We start from the raw sequence: 22,252 nt of genomic DNA on the forward strand, positions 1-22,252 counted from the left end.
ATAATGTATATGAATGCCTTTTTAAAAAAGAGCATCCAAGGAAGAGTTCAATTCTAAATGTATTTAGGTCCTAATCATCTATGTAACTTATAGGAGTATGCAATGTTAGTTGGCGTGCCAAAAGAAATTAAACCACAAGAAAACCGGGTTGGACTTGTTCCTGCTAGTGTTCGCGAAGTTATCCGGGTTGGCGGCCAGGTATTGGTTGAAAAAAATGCCGGCGTAGGCATTGGAATTACCGATGAACAATACCGAATGGCTGGTGCGGAAATTATTGATACAGCGGATGAATTATTTGCCAAAGCAGATTTAATTGTCAAAGTAAAAGAACCGCAACCCGTTGAATGTCGACGTTTACGTGAAGGTCAGACATTATTTACTTATTTGCATTTAGCTCCGGATCCCCAGCAAACTCGTTTATTAAAAGAATCAGGGGTAACTGCTATTGCTTATGAAACCGTGACTCAAAACGATGGTGGCCTACCGCTGTTGACACCAATGTCACAAGTGGCTGGGCGCATGTCTATTCAGGCAGGAGCACATTGTCTGGAAATGGCTCAGGGCGGCAGCGGTATATTATTAGGGGGTGTTCCGGGTGTTTCACCGGCCAATGTTGTGGTGATTGGTGGTGGGGTAGTTGGAACAAATGCCGTTCGGATGGCTATGGGAATGGAAGCACATGTCACGGTAATTGATAAATCATTACAGCGTTTGCGTGAGCTTGATTTTCAGTTTGGTTCTAAATTAAACACAATTTATGCTACTGCTGAAGCGCTAGAACAATACATTACTTCAGCCGATTTGGTGATTGGTGCTGTCCTGGTACCAGGTGCTGCTGCTCCCAAACTGGTCACCCGTAAGATGTTGCAATCCATGCGGCCTGGCTCTGTGGTGGTGGACGTGGCCATCGACCAAGGTGGATGTTTTGAAACCAGCCGTCCAACCACTCATCACGAGCCCACTTATGTTGAAGAAGGTGTGGTTCACTACTGTGTAGCCAATATGCCAGGTGCTGTACCCAGAACTTCAACGTTTGCCTTGAATAATGCCACGTTGCCTTTCGTTTTAAGTTTGGTGACTAAAGGGGTAAAATTGGCTTTACTGAGTGACGGCCATTTGCTTAATGGTTTGAATGTTCATAAAGGCATGGTTACCCATGAAGCGGTTGCTCGTGAACTGGGATATGACTATATGGCTGCAACGGATGCCTTGGCCAGTTAGAGCGTCGCAATAATATCGCCCATTGTAATCTGCTTACAATGGGTTGCAGTATTCATGAATATATCATCCGTACCCTGGTTCCTGGTTAACGCATGGCGGTAACCAGGTAGGAAGGGCAGCTAAAACAAATGTTCTTCTTGGCTTTCTTCGCCTTGTGCATTTAGAGTACTGGTTGAATCCTCTTCTGCACTGGGGACGTCTTCTTTGCGAAAATATTCAATAATGGCATTGTCCTGATTGGCTTGGGCAAGCAATCCTGTAGAGGGATTAATGCGTACGGCAACCACATTATCAGGTTGTTTTAGCTCGAGTTCAGGTTTATTTTTAGGGCTGCTTTCATAAAATCAATCCATACAGGCAAAGCCAGGGCAGCGGCGTATTCATGCAAGGAATGTGGGGTGTCATATCCTACCCAGGTAGTAACCACAAGTTCGGGATAATAACCCGCAAACCAGGCATCGACTTGATCGTTCGTTGTTCCAGTTTTACCAGCCAAATCCTGGCGATTCAATATGGTTGCAGCACGCGCTGTACCTTGCTGAATGACACCTTTTAAGGCGCTATTCATTAAAAAGGCAATGTCTTCTGGTATAACACGTGGTGCCATTATATCCGGATCGATGTTTTTATCGGCGCATGGCTCAGTGCAGGCAATTAATGGCTTGGCCTGCAACAGAATTTTACCTTCATTATCTGTGATATGGTCAATGAGAAATGGCTCTACCTTGAAGCCACCATTGGCAAATATGGCGTATGCAGCGGTAAGATCCATTGGGCTTACAGACAAACTGCCCAAAGCCAGAGATAAAGCATGCGGCAAATTTTCTCTATGAAAGCCAAAGTGAGTAATAAAATCAATTGCATAATCAATGCCAATGTCATCTAAAATACGAATGGATACCATATTGCGAGAACGAACCAACCCTTCTTTTAGACGTGTTGGACCATTAAATTTGCGGTTATCATTATGAGGACGCCATAAGTTGGCTTGGCTGGGATCATCAATAACAATAGGTGCATCATTGACTAATGTTGCCAACGTATACCCTTTATTCAGGGCTGCAGCGTAAATAAAAGGTTTGAAACTGGAGCCTGGCTGTCTGCCTGATTGAGTGGCACGATTAAACTTACTTCTTTCAAAATTAAATCCACCCACCAGAGCCTGGATAGCACCGTTTTGCGGGTTTAAAGCAACCAATGCACTTTCAACTTGTGGAATCTGGCTTAATTGCCACATGTCGTTATGATAACGGACGTAAACAATATCTCCTGCAGATACCACTTGTTTTGCTTGAGTCGGCGATTTTCCTACCCATCCTTTTTTAAGAGCGGGTCTTGCCCATGAAAGGCCTTGCCAAGGGATGGTAAAAGATTGCCCGCGCCGGGAGGTGGCCGTTGCCTCTTGTTCGCTAACCGTTAGAATAACAGCGGGTTCCAAATCATTGATGACCGGATATTGAGTAAGCAATGCATGCAGTTGATCAATGGAGGATGGATCAACCTCGCCAATATTGGCAACAGGTCCTCGGTAACCGTGTCGCCGATCATAGGCTAGCAAATTTTCTTCAACAACCTGATTTGCAACGATTTGCAATGATCCTGTAATCGTCGTATAGACTTTATAACCCTTTGTATAAGCATCTGGTCCAAAATGATCATACAATGATTGGCGAATCATTTCGGCGACATAAGGCGCATTGACTTCCACTTTAGAACCATGGTATCTGGCCGTAATAGGCTGGTTAATGGCATCGTGGTATTGTTCTTCGGTAATGTATTTTTCTTCAAGCAATCGTTCTAAGACATGATCACGACGTTTTTTTGCCGCCAGAGGATTAATGATGGGGTTTTGGGTAGAAGGAGCTTGTGGCAAGCCGGCAATCATCGCTAATTGGGCAAGATTAAGCTCTTTTAAAGGCTTGCCATAGTACACTTGGGCTGCAGCGCCAACCCCATAAGCCCGATTGCCTAAGTAAATTTTATTCAGGTACAGTTCAAGAATTTTTTCCTTGCTTAATTCCTTGTCAATTTTGATGGCAAGAAGAATTTCATTAAATTTTCGCAGGAAAGTTTTTTTGCGATTTAAGAAAAAATTGCGGGCGACCTGCATGGTAATAGTACTTCCGCCCTGGGATTTGGTTCCGGTTTTAATCATGCGTATGGCTGCACGTCCCAGTCCAAAAATATCAACACCCGGATGGTCAAAAAAGCGCTGATCTTCCGTAGCAAGTACCGCATGAACCAGTGTTTGGGGGATTTCGTCATAACTGAGAGGAATCCGTTTTTTCTCTCCATACTCCTGAATTAATAAACCATCTTGAGTATAAATTCGCAAAGGAACTTGCAATTGCACTGATTTTAAGGAGTCTACATTAGGTAGCTGGCTTTCCAGGTAAAGGTAAAGCAAGCTTATGCACACTAGAAATAAAAAAGATAAGCTTAATAGCGCCCAAAGGCCTTTACGCCAAAAATACGCGGTTTTTTCATTTAGATTGTGATCACTTTAAAAATGTTCATTATCCAGGAAAAAGTGCGCCATGGCTATCCCGCAGCCATCGCTTGATTTCCTGGCGTATAAAGAATTATTCAAAAAATGTCCACTTGCGTCAACTGTATTGTCTATTTTGTCCGCAATTATCTTTATAACCTGTGTTCATAGTCTAACGATGGAGAGCTAAAGCCTCGATTTTCTGCGCTTCACTGCTCACAGACTACGATGCATGCTGTGCTACAGTGTTCCAAAATCAAGGCGTTTAGCCTCAGCCTGGCAACACTTCAGGTTCTTAATTATAAAGTGTGCTGGGAACGTCGATCGACTTCTCTTTCATCTGCGCCTTGACGTTGAGACGCTCTAATAATCCCTGGTACTGGAAAAGCCAGGGAGGCTAATCCTAATGGTGCAAATAGAGTCCCACCATATCCTCTTCGACTTAAAAGTGGATGGAGGTGGGCAACTCTTGGTAATCTGGCGGCTGCTTGGGTTCTTTCCACATCTTCGTCAGACGATAACTCTTCGGAAGGTGATCTTCGATCAGGGGAGGCAGCCGTTGTGGGTGTTTCCGGTGCCGATTTAGTTTCTAATTCACTATGCAGTCTCGCGTTTTCTTCGAGCAGTTTGGCGTTTTCTTCTTGACGCTGCTGCAGTTCAGTTTCTTGAGAGTGAATGATTTGTTTTAATGCGGCAATCTCGGCCGCCTGAACAAAGGCAGTTATTTTAAGAGTCACAAGCGCTTGATCGTCGGTATACAACACATCGACTGTGGGCAGCAGCAGCTCATTGATCACATTTCCTGCAACGCTCCAGCTGGTGATAGGCCAGACACCTTTGATCAATCCATAATGTTGCGATGGCGTTGAATTATAATTTAACGTCACTTGAGAACCTTGCCGTGTATTCAATAAAAGCAACACATCGATGTAAAATTGCGTTAATTGTTTTTTAAAGGCCTCTGCTTGCTCTTCTTTAAAAGGAATCTTGCCGTCCACAACCGGTTTAATGAGTTGAATGACGTGCAATAGATAATTGAGTAATGGGCGGCGGGTAGCATCTGATGCAGTCGATTCGGCAATCAGTGCTTCTAGCCTGGAATTAATATCTTCACAAGATGCTTGTAATAAATCAGCGACCAGGCTTTCTTCTGGAATCTCGCGAGCGATGGCGGTCTTTCTGGCATGATAACGAACGATGGCAGTAACCAGGGATTTTAATAGATTTGGTAATGCGGACATATGGACTCCTTTTTATTCTGATATACGAGAAAAAATATTTTCGTATTTACTCACTATATTTTAATTAATATGGTAATAGCAAGGATAGTTTGAACAGTATCCAGTCAATATTGTTTCGTGATGTGAACTTATTAAAAAATTTCAATTTTTTTCAAGTTAAGATAAGATAAGCTGTATGGAAAAAATAGCCGGCTTCAGTTGTAGAAAGCCATAACATAGGCATTCACGTTTGGTCGTTTGGGAAAACGGTAGGATTTTCTAGGGCTTTTATGCTCAGTGAATCGCAGTACAGGGAGAAAAGCACGTGCTTAAATGGTTTAAATCCAGGCCGCGTAAGATGCTTGGCGTAGACATTAGCGCAACTTCTGTAAAAATTCTCGAAATTTCTATCTCTGGCGAGCGACATTGCGTTGAAGGGTATGGTCGGGCCGTGTTGCCGGAAACTGCAATGGAAGGCAATATAATTAAAGATGTTGATGCGGTGGCTGACTGCATTAGGAAAATATTGTCCAGCGAACACTTAACTTGTAAACAAGCCGCACTTGCTGTTCCAGATTCGGCGACTATTAGCAAAATCATTCAAATAAACGATGGTTTGAAAGATGAGGAAATGGAAGAAATTGTAGTCATGGAAGCAGACAAGCTGATTCCCTATCCAATTGACGAAATCAATCTTGACTTTAATGTTTTAGGGTCTTCTAGTAAAAATACAGCTATGTTGGATGTCCTTCTTGTAGCATCCAGGGCGGAAAATGTAAGTAATCGTGTAGAAGCAATCACTCGAGCAGGGCTTGAAGCCAAAGTGGTGGATGTAGAATCCTATGCTGTTGAGCGCGCTGCCCAGCTGCTCATGTCAGATTTGCCGGCAGAAGGCGTAAACAAAATCATTGCGATCATTGATATTGGGGCTGTATATACTCATTTTTTTGCCTTGCATGGATTAAAAATTATCTTTACCCGTGAAGAAGAGTTTGGTGGTCGGCAGTTACTAGAATCCATCATGCAACGCTATGGGATGAAAGCGGAAGAGGCAGCGGTTGCTCTGCAGCAAGGAACATTGCCAGAAGATTATGAAAAGGATGTTTTACAGCCATTTAGGGAGCTCGTTCTACTACGAGTAAAGCGCGGATTACAATTCTTTTTTTCTGCCAGCGACCATACTTATGTGGATCATATTTTACTGGCTGGTGGAGTGGCAAAACAATTAAATATTGCGCAATTATTACAGGAGCATATCAATATTCCAGCGAGTGTTGCCAACCCATTAAAACACATGGATTTTGCTAACGGAGTGAGTCGGGAGCGGGTGATGTCAGATTCTTCAAGATTATTGGTCGCTTGTGGGTTGGCATTACGAGCCTAGGCAATCCTTTCATGCACGGTAAAAGATTGAGTTACAAGCGTAAGAAATGTGAACAGATTGCAGAACACAATTTTTGTTGGCCATTTTAGTAGAATTCGAAATTACCTCTAAAGCAGAAACGAGGCTGAGGACAGACTGAATGACAGAAATTAATTTACTGCCATGGCGTGAGTTAAAACGGGAACGCGAAAAAAACAATTTACGACTTATCTTTTTTTCGGACTAGGCAGTGCTGTGGTGGTGGTATTTTTAATTAATATGTATGCAAAGCAGTTGATTGAGAACCAATCTTCTCGCAATCAACAGTTGCAAAATGAAATTACGACGTTAGAGAAACAGATTAAAGAAATTGAAGAAATTAAAAACGTGCGGCAGGCATTGATTGCCAGAATGGTTATTATCCAGAATTTACAAGCAACGCGCAGTCTTACTGTACGTCTCTTTGATGAATTAGTAAAAATAATGCCTGATGGCGTCTTTTTAACGTCTGTTGAGCGACAAGGAGATAAAATAATTCTATTAGGTTATGCTGAGTCGAACAGTAATATTTCTCAGCTGATGCGCCAGATTGAGCATAATAAATGGATTAAAGAGCCAGACCTGACGGAAATTAAAAAACAAAGGAATCTTCCTCACGTGTGGAAAATGAATTTAAACTCAGTTTTATTCTTAGTCCAAAATTTGATGGCCCAAAATTATGAATAATTTCAGTTTGAATGAACTGACGTTGGAGAATGTAGGGCAATGGCCAAAGAGCGTCAAAATAGGAGTCATTGCTTTTTTATCCATTCTAGTCGTTGGGATGGGGTATTGGCTTATTATTAAGAGTAATTTTGAACAATATGAGCAATTAAAAGAGAAAGAAGTCTCCTTGAAACAGGAATTTGAACTAAAACAGCATCAAGCTTCTAACCTGCAGGCTTATCGTAATCAAATGCAAATCATGCAGGAACGTTTTGGTAATATGCTCAAGCAGTTACCGACCCAAAACGAGATGCCTGGTTTATTGGAAGACATTTCTAAAACTGGAATTGCAAGTGGTTTGACGTTTGAATTATTTGCTCCCCAGCCAGAAGTGCAGCATGATTTTTACATTGAGTTGCCTATTAAAATCACAGTCGTAGGGAATTATCATCAATTGGCTGTTTTTTTAAGTCGGGTCGCCGCTATGAGCCGAATTGTAACTTTACACGATTTTATGATTGAAGGTGCCGCTACTGATAAGCAAAAAAGTGGCACAGGGGATCAATTAATCATGAAAATGACTGCCAAAATTTACCGGTATCGTACATTATGATACGAGTTAGGCTGCAAAGGTTTCATGAAAATACAAGGATATTAGGTATGTTTGCTCATTGGTTAGAATATTCGCGCAAACTCGCCATACCCTTGGGAAAATCTTTAAGCAAAAATTTAATGATAGGATTACTATCGATGACTCTTTGCGCTTGTGGGTCGGATGAAGACGAACTTCAACGTTATATCTATGCAGTGAAAACCAGGCCTGCAAAACCTGTTGAACCCATTCCTGAGTTTGAAGTACCGCCCAAATTCACATACCCTGAAGCAGAAAAGCGGCGTAGTCCATTTAAACCAATTGTGGCTGAACAGCAAGAAAATGATACCTTAGCGCCCAATATTCATCGCCCTAAACAACCGTTAGAAGCGTTTCCCTTGGATGCGCTAAAATTTGTCGGAATTTTAAAAGAAGGGCCAATTGTTTGGGGATTGATCAGTCAACCAGGAGGCTTGGTTTCGCGGATAAAGCCAGGTGATTATATGGGTAAGAATTATGGACAAGTGATTCGTATTTCTGAAGATGCTATTCAAATAGAAGAAACGATTAAAGTAGGGGAAAAATGGGAGAAAAAAATGATTACATTAAAACTGAATACACCTTAATGTTAGAACCTGTCTTTACAGTCTACTATGGTGGTTGAAATGCGTCGATTTTCTGCGGTCTGTTGCTCACATACTTCTATGTATGCTGCGCTACGGTCCTCTAAAACCAGCAATTTCATCTTAGCCTAGCGACTGTAAAGACAGGTCCTTATTTTAATTTCGGTTGCTCTTCTTACTGAAAAAAGCATAGCATAGATTTGCTTGGGTTTCTCCTTAATAAAAGGAGAATGATTCAAGATTAGTGAAACGTTGGATTTTTCGCGGTTCAAATAGGAGGCGGTTTTGCGCAGAATTATTATTGTATTTTTATTACTTTTAACAAGCTGTACCGCTCTCTATGCCCAAGATAATGCGCTGACGGCGGTGAAAGTAACTCCCATGCCGGATAACCGGGTCCGTCTTGATTTTCAATTTGCGCAACCACTCGCCCAGATGCCTGCCAGTTTCATTACTCAGAAGCCACCACGGTTGATTGTTGATTTTATTAACAGCAAAAATCAACTCAATGCGTCACAAGTCTCCCAAACAATCGAAATAGGTTCTTTGAAGCAATATAAGATTGTTGCTGTTGGCGATCGCCTTAGAGTCATCTTGGACTTATTGGATTCCATTTCTTATTCAGGTCATGTTGCCGGCAATGTCTATACACTGATGCTGCGAGGAAAAAGCCAGGGACTTATTTCAAAGCCTAAAGAAGTATTTGTAACCAATCGGCCGGTTAATGCACGCTACAGCATTACTAATATTGATTTTCGCGGCAGTGAAAATCAGGGAGGACGGCTTATTGTCAATTTGTCCGATGCTGGTATTCCCATTGAAGTCAGTCAATCTGGAAAAAAAGTGATGGTTGACTTTAACAGTACCCGGCTGCCACAACGTCTGCAAAAGCGCTTTGATGTGATTGATTTTCACAGTCCTGCCCAGATGATTACTGCCGAACAGGATGGTAAAAATGCTATAATTACCTTGTTAAATAAAGGGGATTATGGTCATTTTGCTTATCAGGTTAATAAACAATTTATTGTGGATGTATTTCCTCTTACTGCTGAAGAAATACAGGAAGCAAAATTAAAGAAAAAAGTATTTACCGGTAAACGAATTTCTTTAAATTTCCAAGATATTCAAATACGTGCGGTTTTACAGCTATTGGCTGAATTTACCGGGATAAATATTGTGGTTAGTAATCGGGTGGAAGGCAACATTACCTTACGGCTGAATGATGTGCCTTGGGATCAGGCGCTGGATATTATTTTGACCACTCAAGGTCTTGATAAGCGGCAAGTAGGAAATGTGATTTTAATTGATAAAGCAGACGTGTTTGCTGCTCGGGAGAATGAAGAATTGCAGGCGCAGCAGGCTGCAAAAAAATTAGCACCTATTCGTTCGGAATTGCTGCAAATTAATTATGCTAAGGCAGCGGATATCGCAACCATGCTTAAGGATAAAGATAATTCTTTATTATCCGATCGTGGTACTTTAAGTGTGGATACCAGGACCAATACCATTTGGTTGCAGGATACAGGTGCACAAATTGATGAAATAAGGGAGCTTGTTAAACAATTAGACGTGCCAGTTAAACAAGTTTTGATTGAGGCACGTATTGTGAATGTCACTAAAGACTGTGCTGAAGACATTGGAGTCCGCTTTGGTGTCTCAAGGCCAACGCATTTAAGTGGTACACTGGAGGGTGCCAACGCCTTGGCTGGAGGAACTCCAGCGGCGGAAGTGCCTATTCCCGATCGTTTAAACGTCGATCTTGGAGCGTTGCCTATTGATGCTTCGCCAGCCTCAGTTGGGATTGCGTTGGCAAAATTGGGAAATGGTGTATTACTGGATTTGGAATTATCCGCCTTGGAAAGTGAGGGGCGTGCCGAGATTATTGCTAGCCCACGTTTGATGACAACCAATCAACAGGCTGCCGTGATTGAGTCCGGTGAAGATATTCCCTATCAGGAAGCAACTTCTAGCGGAGCAACGGCAGTAGCCTTTAAAAAGGCGGTGCTGAGTTTGAAAGTAACACCGCAAATTACACCGGATGGCAAACTGTTAATGGATTTGCAAATTAATCAGGATTCAGATTCTGGCAGGCGAGTTCAGGGTGTTCCTATTATTTTAACCAAATCCATTGAAACCAATGTGCTGGTTAATAATGGTCAAACCATTGTTTTAGGAGGAATTTATAAACAAGACACAAATAATTCCATTACGCGCGTTCCATTTTTAGGGGAATTGCCTGTGGTGGGAAATTTATTTAGTCGCAGCCAGGCAAGAACGAATAATGAGGAGTTGCTCATTTTCATTACTCCTAGGATAATAACCAACAATTTGTCGATTACAACCATAGAAGGGCCACAACAGCGTTTTGCCCGTGGCGTAGAGCTGGACAAATTCGGCAAGCCGGTTGCTCCCATGCAGGTCGTAGAGCCACCGCTTCCAGCAAAAGCGATTGTTCCAATAAGGCCATGGAAGCGTTGAGTTAAACAGTGATAATTTATAATGTAAACAGACCCTACTCATCATCAATAACAATAAATAGGTATTTTAAGTAATTTGATTTTTCTTTCGAGTGTTAAGTGTAAATGTGAGTTTTTTGTCGACACACGGGTGGGAAAAGCAATAAAATAAGAACCATTATTTTATTGGCAACGGGTAGATAGATAAAAAGAGGTATGTAATTAAAAATGAGCATAGTTAAAGTACGTAATATATTTCTAATAGGGCCTATGGGGGCTGGAAAAAGTACAATAGGCCGTACTTTGGCAAAAGAGCTCAAGCTTGAGTTCTATGATACGGATGAAGTCATTGAAGAGCGTTCAGGTGCGGATATTTCCTGGATATTCGATGTGGAAGGAGAAGAAGGGTTTCGCCGCCGCGAACAAAAGGTGGTCGAAGAATTGACACAAAAAAAAACATTGTCTTGGCTACGGGCGGAGGGGTTGTGATGACCCCAGAAAATCGCAACGCATTGGCTGCACGTGGAACTGTGATTTATCTTAAAACATCGTTGCAGCAGCAATTTGAGCGCACCAAGCGTGATACGAAAAGACCATTGTTGCAGACGGATGATCTGGAAAGCCGTCTGGAAATGCTACGTGATGAACGAGAGCCTTTCTATGAAGAATTGGCTGATATCAGCTTTGAAACGGATAAATTAACGGTCAAGGCTGTCGCAAATAATATTATTAAATACATTTATGGCGAAATCTGATGTTCATCGGCAGTTGATGATTCAACTTGTAGGCCATGAATACCCCATTTATATTGGTTGTCATTATTTGTCCGATGTGGAGTTATTGCGTCGGCATGTGAAAGGCAGCCAAGTGTTGATTGTCAGTAATGAAACGGTTGCGCCACTTTATCTCAAGCCAATACAGCAAGCTTTTGCGACCATGCAATGTGACACTGTTCTTCTTAAAGACGGTGAAGTCTATAAAAATCAGCAAAGTCTTAACCGTATTTACGATGCTTTAATTCATTACGGTCATCATCGTGATACGACGCTAATAGCGTTGGGGGGAGGAGTGATTGGAGACATAACCGGTTTTGCCGCGGCCACTTATCAGCGTGGTGTCAGATTTATCCAACTTCCCACCACGTTGCTTGCGCAGGTCGATGCTTCGGTTGGAGGCAAAACGGCAATCAATCATCCTCTTGCTAAAAATATAATTGGCAGTTTTTATCAACCTCACGCGGTTATTATGGATGTAAATACATTATTTACTCTGCCTGAACGCGAGCTGTATTCAGGGTTTGCCGAGGTGATAAAATACGGGTTTATTGCAGGGGGTGAATTTCTGCAAATGTTATGTCGGCTGTTGGAAGCGGGAATTGAATCCCTGACTACAGAACAATGGTCGCAACTCATTGCTGGCTGTTGTCAAATAAAAGCCCGTATTGTAGAGGAAGATGAACACGAAACTGGACAACGAGCTTTATTAAATCTTGGCCATACGTTTGCACATGCTTTGGAAGCCTATACTCATTACCAGCGTTGGCGGCACGGTGAAGCGGTGGCGATTGGTTTATATTGCGCCGCCTTATTATCTCATCACTTAGGCCATCTGCAGCATGCTCATGTTGTTTTGCTGGATGCTTTGTTAGCCAAGGCAAATTTACCAAGAAGAATTCCAAAAGAGATTGATTTATTAGCATTGCATCGTTTAATGTTTAACGATAAAAAATATCAAACAAGCGTTTGCGCTTTGTATTGATGAGAGCGCCAGGAAATTGTTATTTGGATGATAAGGTTACGGACGATTGCCTGCGTCATGCATTAATCAGTGCGGTTGAAGGAGAGATTTAGAATGAATGGTAGTAGGACAGTTCAACATGCCAAAGAGCTATCAGATAATCACGCGAGCCTATTTAAACCAGCGTCCTGGCTTACAAAAATAGAATTCATAAATCAGTTGGTTTTGGGCACAAATGTTTTGATTTCCGTGCTAGGCGAACAGGGAGGAGGAAAATCTTCTTTTATTGAGTTATTGCAAATGAATCTTGATAAGCGTATTCGAGCGCTTTCTCTTGCAGTGACTCCTTTATTTGACTGGACGCTGTTTTTATCGCATTTGCATACCTCATTAGGTTGTGAACATGAAACCACGTTAAATGAACTGATTGAAAAAAGCAGGCAAAGTCAGACACATACGTTGGTGATCTTGGATGATGCTCAATACTTGTCTGAATCGTTTCTTGACGAATTATTAAATGCTTTACAGCAACAAGGGCCGCAGGGTTATTTTCATCTTTGCCTTGTAGCGGATGGTTCGCTGACTGCTGTATTGAATAAACTGGAAGGTAAATACCAGGATATGATTCACAGCATTGAATTAGGTCCTTTGAATGAAAGTGAAACCAGGGCTTATGTAAAACATCGTCTATTAGCTCATCCTGAATTTATAACCGATGAGCTTCTTAAACAATTTTATCAATTAACGGAAGGAAATATTGTCGGTATTAACACTCAAATGCCAAGTTTTTTAATTTGATAAAACCAGCCCCTAAAAATAGGCGCTATTTACGCTTGCCTATGGTTGCTGGAGTAATCGTTGCGGCGTTAAGCATTGCTTTTATATTGCAACCTAATAGCCCGCCAACGCCATCTTCGACTGAGCCCGTCATAGAAGTTGCATTGCCTCCGGAATTTCCGGAAGTTGCTCAGGCTGACGTTGCACTGGCCAGTGAAATACCGCCTTATGATGTTGCTGCGTCCAGACAATTTTTGCAGCCGACTGAACTGCGTCGCGCTGAATTGATTGTGTCTAATAATGAAGAGGATGATATAACAACAGATGATTTTGTTGTCATGGACAAGGTGGTTGTTATTCCCAAAGTCATCCAGGCGAAAGCTGAGCCAGTAAAAGCAAGGGAGGTAAAAACGCTGAATACCCAAGCATCGATATCTACCGTTAAACAACAAAAACCGGTTTCTGTAAAATTGGCGTCTATGCAAGATCATTATACGATACAATTGCTTGCCAGCCATAGCAGAGCTAAGCTTGAACATTTTGCCCAACTGTACCACATTAAAAATCAGTCCAGGATCCTTCGGGCTAAAAAGCCAGATGGGGTATGGTATGTCCTCACATTTGGTGATTATCACCAGCGGGATGCAGCAAGACAAGCCATTATGCAACTGCCGCAAGGGTTGGCAAAATTCAAACCTTGGGTACGCTCATTTTCCGAGCTGCAGAATATTGGGTAAGCCAGACAAGATAACCAACGATGGCAAGGCCGGTGTATAGCAGCATGAGTAAAGCATGGAAAGGCAATTCTTTTTGCCAATATATCCATGCGTATAATGCATCGGCCATAAACCAAAGAACCCAAGTTATAATGATTTTATAGCACATCAGCCACTGAGCGATGAGACTGATGGATGTGGTCAGGGCATCGAGCTTGGCAATATTGGAATCTGAATAAGTCGTTAGCAAATAAAAAATGACTAGATAAAGGAGCATTCCAGCCATGAGTAGAGACGTTCCTTGCTTATTGGTAAGGCGGGTTATGGAGCGTTGTTTTCCCTGCGAGTTAAGAGATTGTGTCCAACGATACCAGCCATAACCGGCACTTAAAAATAAAAAGACTCCAGACACATATCGGCATAAATTCCTGTTTGCCAATAGAGCCATCCGTTCAGTGCTGTAGCTAATAAGGCAATGGCCCAAGCCTTGTTATTTTGGCGAATAAAATAATACGTTGACAATAGAGAGGCGATGGCCCCTATTAAATCATAAAACATATAGATCCCTTCGACGGCATTATCCGTGCAGAGGTTCAATGGGTTTAATCTCAGCCTGAATGTCTAGGGCCTTATATGGACTTTATTTCCTTGCACAGGAGATTAAAAGCGTTATATAGAAACTTGTATTATTTTACCTTATTACCAAGCATCTGGGAAATTAGGTTTTTTTCTGCTAGTCTTTCATCCTTAAGGCCTTATTAAGGAGAGTAACATGTATAAAAAAGTATTATTTGCAACCGATTTTGATGAAATTGGAATCAATGCAGCTCACAAAGCTAAAAAAATTGCCGATGAAAATAAGGCAGAGTTAATTCTTGTTCATGTGGTTGAACCAATACCTGCTTATGCTTATCCTGGTTTTGCTGGTTTTGCTGAAGTGGAAGTTTCTATACGTGAGCAGGCAGAAAAAGAACTCAATAGTCTGGCAGAGCGTTTGAAGGTAGATAAAAAAAATCGGTTTCTTGAATTTGGCTCCACAAAAAACGAAGTATTGCGAGTGGCTCAAGAAAATAAAGTGGATTTGATTGTTACGGGAAGCCATGGCAAGCATGGCCTGGCGTTATTACTGGGTTCAACCGCTAATGCTATTTTACACGGGGCAGAATGTGACGTATTGATCGTACGCCCTCGCAGAAGCTAGGGTTTATTGAAGTTTCGAGCTAAAATTTACGCCGTGCCTTGCGCGGGCGGAAATTTATTTTTTATGATGGATTATGACGCTGTTTGAAAGATGGATTTCCGTCTGCGCGACTATGACCCTAATAAGGCATAATGTTTCGTATGTTTCATGTAGAGACATACGGTATAATAATTCTTTTTGTTGTTAGCTAGGATGAAATTACTGCGAGGTGTACAAAACATACCAGCTTTTTCGGCTGGAACGGTGGCAACCATAGGAAATTTTGATGGTGTGCATCTTGGTCATCAAGCCTTATTGCAACAAGCACGCGCTCAGGCTGATTCCATGCAGCTTCCTTTGCTTTTGGTATTATTTGAGCCACAGCCTAATGAATATTTTCATGGAAGCCAGGCGCCAGCACGTCTTTCCAGTTTACGAGAAAAATTGCATATTTTACGCCAATTTAGAGTGGATTTTGTTATTTGCTTGAAGTTTAATCAAACATTGTCTTCGATGTCGCCTGTAGAATTTGCTAAACGTATTATATTTTCTCTTCTCAATGTTAAGTTATTATTAATTGGTCATGATTTTCATTTTGGCAGCAAGCGTGCAGGGGATGTTAAATTGCTGACGGAAATAGCCAGTCAACAGGCAAGTACGGTGCAAATTTTTTCTGATTTTACGATGAGTGATGAGCGTGTAAGTTCAACCAAAATTAGACAGGCCCTACACGATAATTGTCTACAACGGGCTGCCAAATTATTAGGACGGCCTTATAGTTTATGTGGCCGAGTGGTAAAAGGTGATGGACGTGGCCGCCAATGGAATATTCCAACAGCAAATTTGGGGATGCACCGGCCGAATTTGCCTCTTAAAGGTGTATTTTGCGTACAAGTAAAAAGACAGGGCCGACCTATATTAGCAGGTGTGGCGAATCTTGGTTGTCGACCAACGATAGGCGGCAGTAAAAATGTTCTTGAAGTTCATCTGCTGAACTTCAATGAATCGTTGTATGGTGAGCTATTGGAAATCTTTTTTCTGCATAAGTTGCGGGAGGAAGTAAAATTTTCTTCCTTGGAAGCTTTATTGGCGCAAATCCACGATGACATTGCGGCAGCAAAAAGGTATTTTGATGAAAATAATAAACATTTGATCGTTGCAGAGTAGAACCTGATGGCTGAATATAAAGATACATTGAATTTACCCCATACCTTATTTCCCATGAAAGCAAATCTTGCTCAGCGAGAACCGCAAACATTGGCTGAATGGGATGCACAGGCAATTTATGAAAAAATTCGAATGGCCAGGAAGAACGGAAAACGTTTTATCCTTCATGATGGACCCCCTTATGCAAATGGCCATCTGCATTGCGGTCATGCCTTAAATAAAATTCTTAAAGACATCATCATTAAATCAAAATCCTTAAGTGGCTATGATGCGCCCTTTAAGCCGGGTTGGGATTGTCATGGTCTACCCATAGAATTGAATGTTGAAAAAAAGGAAGGCAAGGCCGGGGTTAAAATAAGTGCCAGTGAATTTCGCCATAAATGTCGAGAGTACGCTGCCGGCCAAATTGATATTCAAAGAAATGAATTTAAACGCTTGGGAGTATTTGGTGATTGGTACCATCCTTATGTGACGATGGACTATATTTACGAAGCCAATATTATTCGTGCTTTGGCCAAAATTATTGAAAATGGCCATCTACAGCAGGGATTTAAGCCAGTACACTGGTGTATTGATTGCGGTTCGGCACTGGCAGAAGCAGAAGTGGATTATGAAGAAAAAACCTCTCCTTCCATTGATGTCGCTTTTTTTGCCGTGGAATCTGAACAGTTTCTTGCGAAAGTAGGGCGTGCTCTGCTGCTGAAGCCATTGATTGTCCCAATTTGGACAACCACACCATGGACACTGCCAGCCAATGAAGCCGTTTGTCTGCATCCTGAATTAGAGTATACGCTGGTTGATGCTGGTCATCGGTATTTCCTAATTGCTCGTGAGCTGGTTGAAACGGTGATGGGACGATATGGAGTTGAGAAATTCACACTCTTAGGCCATGTCAAGGGGGCTGTTTTCGAACGCATGATGCTGCAACACCCATTTAATTCCCGACAAGTACCCATTGTACTTGGTGAGCATGTTACTACTGAATCTGGAACTGGTTGTGTGCATACCGCACCTGCTCATGGCCCAGATGATTATCTTGTTGGCAAACGTTATGATCTGCCACTGGTCAACCCAGTCATGGGAAATGGCTGTTATGCAGAGGATGTGCCGCAATTCGCCGGGTTACACGTACTGAAAGTAAATCATCAGATATTGGAAGTATTAAGAGCAGGTGGAACGCTTCTTCATGAAGAAATGACTCGTCATAGTTATCCTCATTGCTGGCGACATAAATCACCTGTGATATTCCGCGCGACGCCGCAGTGGTTTATTGCTATGGATAAGGCCGGTTTACGTCATCATCTCTTAAAACAGATTGAGAAAGTCGACTGGATTCCAGACTGGGGAAAAGCTCGTATACGGTTGATGGTTGAAAATAGGCCGGACTGGTGTATTTCAAGACAAAGAGCTTGGGGAACTCCCATTCCTTTGTTTGTGCATAAATCCACACGAGAATTACACCCGCATACTGTCGTGTTACTGGAAAAAATAGCCAAACGCGTTGATATTAATGGAATTGATGCCTGGTTCGACTTGGATGCAGCTGAACTTTTGGGTGAAGAGGCTCAGGATTATGAAAAAGTAAATGATACACTGGATGTATGGTTTGATTCAGGGGTATCCCATTTTTGTGTTTTAAAGCATGGAGCTGATTTAGGTTTTCCGGCAGATGTTTATTTTGAAGGCTCCGATCAGCATCGCGGTTGGTTTAATTCATCGTTAACAACAGCGGTGGCAATGTATGGTGAGCCACCTTATAAAACGGTATTAACGCACGGTTATACCGTCGATGCCGAAGGTAAAAAACTATCAAAATCAAAAGGCAATTACATTGCTTTGGATAAACTGGTTGAACAACATGGCGCTGACATTTTGCGTCTTTGGGTTGCCTCAACGGATTATCGGAATGAAGTCAGTATTTCAGATGAGATCATTAAACGGAATGCCGATGCCTACCGACGCATTCGCAATACGGCCAGATTTTTGTTAGCCAATTTATTTGATTTTGAGCCGAAGCGCGATAAAGTGCCAGCGGAAGCATTGGTTGAATTGGATCAGTGGGCTATAGCAAGATGCCGGCAGTTGCAACAAGAGATCATTGCCGCTTACGAACAATACCATTTTCATGTGATTTATCAAAAAATTCATAATTTTTGTGCAGTTGATATGGGCAGTTTCTATCTTGATATTATCAAAGATCGCCAATACACGACCCCTGTGAATAGTAATGCCCGCCGCTCTTGTCAAACTGCCATGCATCATATTGTTCATGCGTTAACTCGATGGCTTGCTCCTATCTTGTCATTTACTGCAGAAGAAATCTGGAAAGAAATACCTGGAGAGCACAGCGAATCAGTGTTTCTTGAACAATGGTATGCTGATTGGCCAGAACTCTCAGAGTTAGCAATGGACGACTGGCAACAACTGCAGGTTATTCGCGATGAAGTCAATAAGGCGTTGGAAAACAAACGTCAAGAAGGGATCATTGGATCAGCTCTGGCCGCGGACGTGGTTGTATTTGCCGAGCGCTCTGCTTATTCATTGTTGGTGCGTTTGGGTGATGAGTTGCGGTTTTTATTGATTACGTCTTCGGCTGCAGTGCGTCCTTTGGAGGAATGCCCGGCCGATGTTGTCTTAAACAAGGACTTAGGCGTGGCAATTCAAGTGCAGGCCAGTGCTCATACTAAATGTGCTCGTTGCTGGCATCGACGTCCGGATGTTGGAGAAGATGTTCATCATCCTGAATTATGCGGACGCTGTGTGGATAATATTAGCGGCAATGCTGAGTTGAGACGATTTGCATGAAAAAATGGCCTTGGTTTTTATTAAGTCTGACGGTTATCTTAATCGATCAGGGAAGTAAATATTGGGCAATGCACACGTTATCTTTTTATCAGCCTTTCCCAGTCATACCTATGTTAAATCTAACCCTGGCTTATAACACAGGAGCGGCGTTTAGTTTTTTAAGCAGCACAGGGGACTGGCATCGTTGGTTTTTTGCTGGTTTTAGCGCTCTTATGAGCATTATTCTAACGATTTGGATTACTCGAATTTCTCCTAAGGCTTTTTTGCAATTGATAAGTCTAAGCCTGATTCTGGGAGGAGCATTGGGTAATTTAATTGACAGGGTGATGCTAGGGCATGTGATTGATTTTATTGATGTATATTACCAAAACTACCATTGGCCAATTTTTAATTTAGCTGATAGTGCTATATGTCTTGGCGCAGCATTGTTGCTTATTGATTTATTTAAAAATCGTTAGATGCTATACGGTTTCCAGAGCAGGTAATTGCTTGCTTTCAGGGTTAAGAATACTGACCGCGGCAACGGCTGGCAGATTAAAAAAATGTTCGGCTTCTTCCCATTCAATTTCAGCAGGGAATAAGCGCAATAATGGCAGGCATTTATTTAATAAAGTACAAAATGTTAAATTTGCAGGGTATGGTCTGACATGATGACATCCCAACGACATGGCATGCATGGCTTCTGAAAGTGTAGCAACGCCAGGAAGGTAGTTGATTGAATAGATGTTGGCTGTCTGAGCGATGGCTGGCATAAATCCCGGGCTAGTCACGAAATCTACCCCAGCTTGATGGCAATTTTCCAATTGCTGGGTATCAATGACATTGCCTGCACCAATGCGCAAACTAGGGAAATCATGAAGTACTTTGGTTAGCAAAGCAGGATCGACGCTATTGATTTCAACGACAGAAAACCCGGCTTCTGCAATGTGACGAAGCTTGTCATATAAAAGGCCGTCAACATCAAGAGTAATAATAATTGATTGATTACCAACCAGTTTATCGATCATCATGGTCTGTTCACTAACAAGCTGCAATGTCCTGACATGTTAGAAGACTTGCTATAACTTGGCAAGTCTTCTATAAATTTTTCTCGGTTGTCTCATGGCAGCTTGGATAGTGCGAAGCACTATCCGGGGGCATCGGGCTGTGAAACCCTGATTATCGCTTTGCGTTAACCAGGCTACAAATTACAAATTTGTTTCTGTTTTTACTGACTACCGTAAGGATTGGTGGATAAAGGATTGGGTCTTGGCGCAGCCGGTGTATGTTCCTTAGTTTTATCTATTTCCAGTATGGAGCCACTCATACCGGCTGCAAATCGTTCCATGGCAGATTGTAAGGTGCTCATCACTCCTCGAGGGATGGGTACTCGCATCAGTGCTTGCCAGGTCCGGTCTGGAATTCTTTCGCCGGGCTTTAATTGCATTAATCCATGCTGTAGTTTTGTATCCTGCACATTGGCGTATTTTTGTTGCAATACATCGATGATTTCTTGAGGTAAGGCGTTCCTGACAGGTTGCAAGATTTTCATCATTTGAGTATGGTGAGAGGGACTTGCGGCAGTCTTTGCCGGGGTGGTCGGTAAAGGGGTCATTTTAGGCGGAGTGGGTGCCATGACAGGTGCCATCGTGGGGGATGAAGATAATCCCCGTGAAGGTTGTGATTGAGCCAGCGTGGCTTGCACTTGTTGCTCCAGGATAGCTTGATTTGCTCGTTGTGCCTGAATTCTTGCGACCACATTGGCGAACTCCATGATTTTTTGTATCTGAAGTTGTTGCTTTTGGAAAATGATGTCTTTGTGGTGCTCGTTTTCTCGATGTTCTAGCCCGTTGTTGTGTTGAATCAAATGTTTTACTGTAGCACGTTCTTGCGGTCGTAAGCTTTTACATGCCTCGTAAGCGGCATGTTTTTCATCCACGGATAAATCTTTTACATCCTGTCCTTGTTTGATAAGATAATATTTTCCTTCATATTCAACAATTTGTTTTTTCTCCTCACGAAGCATTCTGGCCATATCTTTCGGAAGAACAAGTTCGGCCTCGTCTAGAGAGGTCACGGGACTTCCTGAGCGATTGCAAAACACTTTGTCGCCGTTAAGTACAGATTTTAAGTCTTTTAAGGTAGCAACATGCAGGTTATCGGCTGTGCTGTCTTCAATCTTGGCTCGAGCAACCTCTAATAATGGTGTTCCTAAAAACTCTTCTTCAGCAAGACCTTGACGGACGTGAGTTGCGTCGACCACGCCATCATGCATGCTTCCTAAATCTACAAGTTTTTGAATTTGCCGGGCATTGATGTCCATTTTTTTAGTAAGTGCTGCGATCTGATCGTCAATTTTTGCGTGAAGAGGTAGTTTTTCTTCTTCGCTTAAAGTATGGAAATCTCTGCCGTTTAATAAGTCATTTATATTATTTTCTGCTTCTTTGGCGCTATTTTGATATTTTAAATATCTTAAGGCTATTTTTTCAGTTTTTGCTATAAGCGCATCCATTCCCTTGTTCAATTCTTTCAATTCTTCCAATGAATTGAGGTAGTCAATTTTTGCTCTCTCATAATCAGCGGCGGCGGTGGCGGGAGCAGCTGACATAGCTTGATTGGCTTTTTCAATTGCTATTTCCTCTTTCAACAGCTTATCAATGTCTTCTTGAATGCGCTCTCTTAATTCTTGTGCTTTGGCATCACGCTTGCTCATGAAATAAAATAAAAGCAAAGCGATTAAACGATGCCGTCTAATTTCCTCGTCACGTAATTGCTGTTGCAGTTCTTCTTGCAAGGCAATTGCTTCAGCGATTTCAGCACCAATGACTTCTTGGGTGGTTTCACCAGCAGGTGATTTTAGAAAATCAATTAAATCATTTGGATTTTTAAAACCATATTGGCTTGCATAACGGGCAATTAAGTCTGGAGAAGTTTTTTCTGCTTCTCGATTTTCTGCCTTTTTAGCGGCACTTTCGCGGATTCCAGCTTCGATGCGGGCAAACCATTGCTCAAGACCAGATGCTGTTAATTCAACTCTACGCCCACTCTTGGTTTCAAACCATATTCCTTCGGATGGTTCGGCTCGATGAGGTTCTATGGTAGTTGGAGTTGCTGCGGGTGTTTTGACCATGAGGAATGCCTCTTTAGAAATATTATTATAATTATACATGAAAAATTGTTTATATAAAAATCATATTGTCTTTAATGTGTCATTTTTGAGAAT

Annotated in this window: 15 protein-coding genes and 4 pseudogenes; 14 read left to right on the forward strand and 5 right to left on the reverse strand. The window is 42.0% G+C overall.

All coding sequences use genetic code 11. From position 1 onward, the window contains the following. Positions 1 to 102 precede the first annotated feature (102 nt). Entirely contained in the window at positions 103 to 1,221 is a 1,119-nt protein-coding gene (gene ald / locus LOA_RS05145; protein WP_025385430.1) for an alanine dehydrogenase, read from the forward strand. A gap of 119 nt (positions 1,222 to 1,340) precedes the next feature. Here the strand turns inward: ald and LOA_RS05150 are convergent. Together LOA_RS05150 and LOA_RS05155 are read right to left on the reverse strand one after the other, a co-directional pair. Further along, positions 1,341 to 3,706 (reverse strand): annotated as a pseudogene (locus LOA_RS05150) (penicillin-binding protein 1A); the annotation flags it as partial. Between the two features lie 302 nt (positions 3,707 to 4,008). Next, positions 4,009 to 4,950, reverse strand: coding sequence for a hypothetical protein (locus LOA_RS05155; protein WP_025385431.1), 942 nt, complete (start codon positions 4,948 to 4,950; stop codon positions 4,009 to 4,011). A gap of 304 nt (positions 4,951 to 5,254) precedes the next feature. Between LOA_RS05155 and pilM the strand changes: the two genes are divergently transcribed. The 9 genes and pseudogenes from pilM (at position 5,255) to LOA_RS05200 (ending at position 13,919) form a co-directional block, all read left to right on the forward strand. Further along, a complete protein-coding gene (pilM, locus tag LOA_RS05160; protein ID WP_025385432.1) occupies positions 5,255 to 6,313 on the forward strand; it encodes a type IV pilus assembly protein PilM in 1,059 nt (352 codons plus the stop codon). A gap of 237 nt (positions 6,314 to 6,550) precedes the next feature. Beyond that, positions 6,551 to 7,018 (forward strand): PilN domain-containing protein, encoded by a 468-nt coding sequence (locus tag LOA_RS05165; RefSeq protein WP_238551333.1) that lies wholly within the window; start codon positions 6,551 to 6,553, stop codon positions 7,016 to 7,018. Continuing rightward, a complete protein-coding gene (locus tag LOA_RS05170) occupies positions 7,011 to 7,610 on the forward strand; it encodes a type IV pilus inner membrane component PilO (protein WP_025385433.1) in 600 nt (199 codons plus the stop codon). The genes LOA_RS05165 and LOA_RS05170 overlap by 8 nt, the downstream gene beginning before the upstream one ends. Positions 7,611 to 7,657: 47 nt before the next feature. Continuing rightward, positions 7,658 to 8,215, forward strand: coding sequence for a pilus assembly protein PilP (locus LOA_RS05175; RefSeq protein ID WP_025385434.1), 558 nt, complete (start codon positions 7,658 to 7,660; stop codon positions 8,213 to 8,215). 282 nt (positions 8,216 to 8,497) lie between these two features. Continuing rightward, positions 8,498 to 10,690, forward strand: coding sequence for a type IV pilus secretin PilQ (locus LOA_RS05180; protein ID WP_025385435.1), 2,193 nt, complete (start codon positions 8,498 to 8,500; stop codon positions 10,688 to 10,690). 206 nt (positions 10,691 to 10,896) lie between these two features. After that, positions 10,897 to 11,423, forward strand: a pseudogene (gene aroK / locus LOA_RS05185) (shikimate kinase AroK). Next, positions 11,410 to 12,518 (forward strand): annotated as a pseudogene (gene aroB, locus LOA_RS05190) (3-dehydroquinate synthase). The pseudogenes aroK and aroB overlap by 14 nt, the downstream one beginning before the upstream one ends. 1 nt (position 12,519) lies before the next feature. After that, a complete protein-coding gene (locus tag LOA_RS05195; protein WP_025385436.1) occupies positions 12,520 to 13,203 on the forward strand; it encodes an ATP-binding protein in 684 nt (227 codons plus the stop codon). Then, positions 13,200 to 13,919, forward strand: coding sequence for an SPOR domain-containing protein (locus tag LOA_RS05200; protein WP_148294869.1), 720 nt, complete (start codon positions 13,200 to 13,202; stop codon positions 13,917 to 13,919). Before LOA_RS05195 ends, LOA_RS05200 begins: the two co-directional genes overlap by 4 nt. Here LOA_RS05200 and pnuC read toward each other — a convergent pair. Continuing rightward, a pseudogene (gene pnuC / locus LOA_RS05205) lies at positions 13,873 to 14,456 on the reverse strand (nicotinamide riboside transporter PnuC). The gene LOA_RS05200 and the pseudogene pnuC overlap by 47 nt on opposite strands. A gap of 214 nt (positions 14,457 to 14,670) precedes the next feature. On the opposite strand from pnuC, the gene LOA_RS05210 reads away from it, so the two are divergent. The 4 genes from LOA_RS05210 (at position 14,671) to lspA (ending at position 19,508) form a co-directional block, all read left to right on the forward strand. Beyond that, entirely contained in the window at positions 14,671 to 15,099 is a 429-nt protein-coding gene (locus LOA_RS05210; protein ID WP_025385438.1) for a universal stress protein, read from the forward strand. Between the two features lie 192 nt (positions 15,100 to 15,291). After that, the gene (gene ribF / locus LOA_RS05215) at positions 15,292 to 16,245 is read left to right on the forward strand and encodes a bifunctional riboflavin kinase/FAD synthetase (RefSeq protein ID WP_025385439.1); all 954 of its coding nucleotides are present in this window, start codon (positions 15,292 to 15,294) and stop codon (positions 16,243 to 16,245) included. Positions 16,246 to 16,251: 6 nt separating this feature from the next. Continuing rightward, the gene (ileS, locus tag LOA_RS05220) at positions 16,252 to 19,050 is read left to right on the forward strand and encodes an isoleucine--tRNA ligase (RefSeq protein ID WP_025385440.1); all 2,799 of its coding nucleotides are present in this window, start codon (positions 16,252 to 16,254) and stop codon (positions 19,048 to 19,050) included. After that, complete coding sequence (gene lspA, locus LOA_RS05225) at positions 19,047 to 19,508, forward strand: signal peptidase II (RefSeq protein WP_025385441.1); 462 nt, start codon at positions 19,047 to 19,049, stop codon at positions 19,506 to 19,508. Before ileS ends, lspA begins: the two co-directional genes overlap by 4 nt. Before the next feature lie 3 nt (positions 19,509 to 19,511). Here lspA and LOA_RS05230 read toward each other — a convergent pair whose 3' ends face one another. Both LOA_RS05230 and LOA_RS05235 read right to left on the reverse strand, forming a co-directional pair. Then, on the reverse strand, positions 19,512 to 20,060 hold the full coding sequence (locus tag LOA_RS05230; RefSeq protein ID WP_025385442.1) for a bifunctional 4-hydroxy-2-oxoglutarate aldolase/2-dehydro-3-deoxy-phosphogluconate aldolase: 549 nt from the start codon (positions 20,058 to 20,060) through the stop codon (positions 19,512 to 19,514). Between the two features lie 197 nt (positions 20,061 to 20,257). Beyond that, a complete protein-coding gene (locus LOA_RS05235; protein ID WP_025385443.1) occupies positions 20,258 to 22,159 on the reverse strand; it encodes a hypothetical protein in 1,902 nt (633 codons plus the stop codon). Positions 22,160 to 22,252 lie beyond the last annotated feature (93 nt).

This window comes from Legionella oakridgensis ATCC 33761 = DSM 21215 (assembly GCF_000512355.1).
Classification (GTDB): Bacteria; Pseudomonadota; Gammaproteobacteria; order Legionellales; family Legionellaceae; genus Legionella_A; species Legionella_A oakridgensis.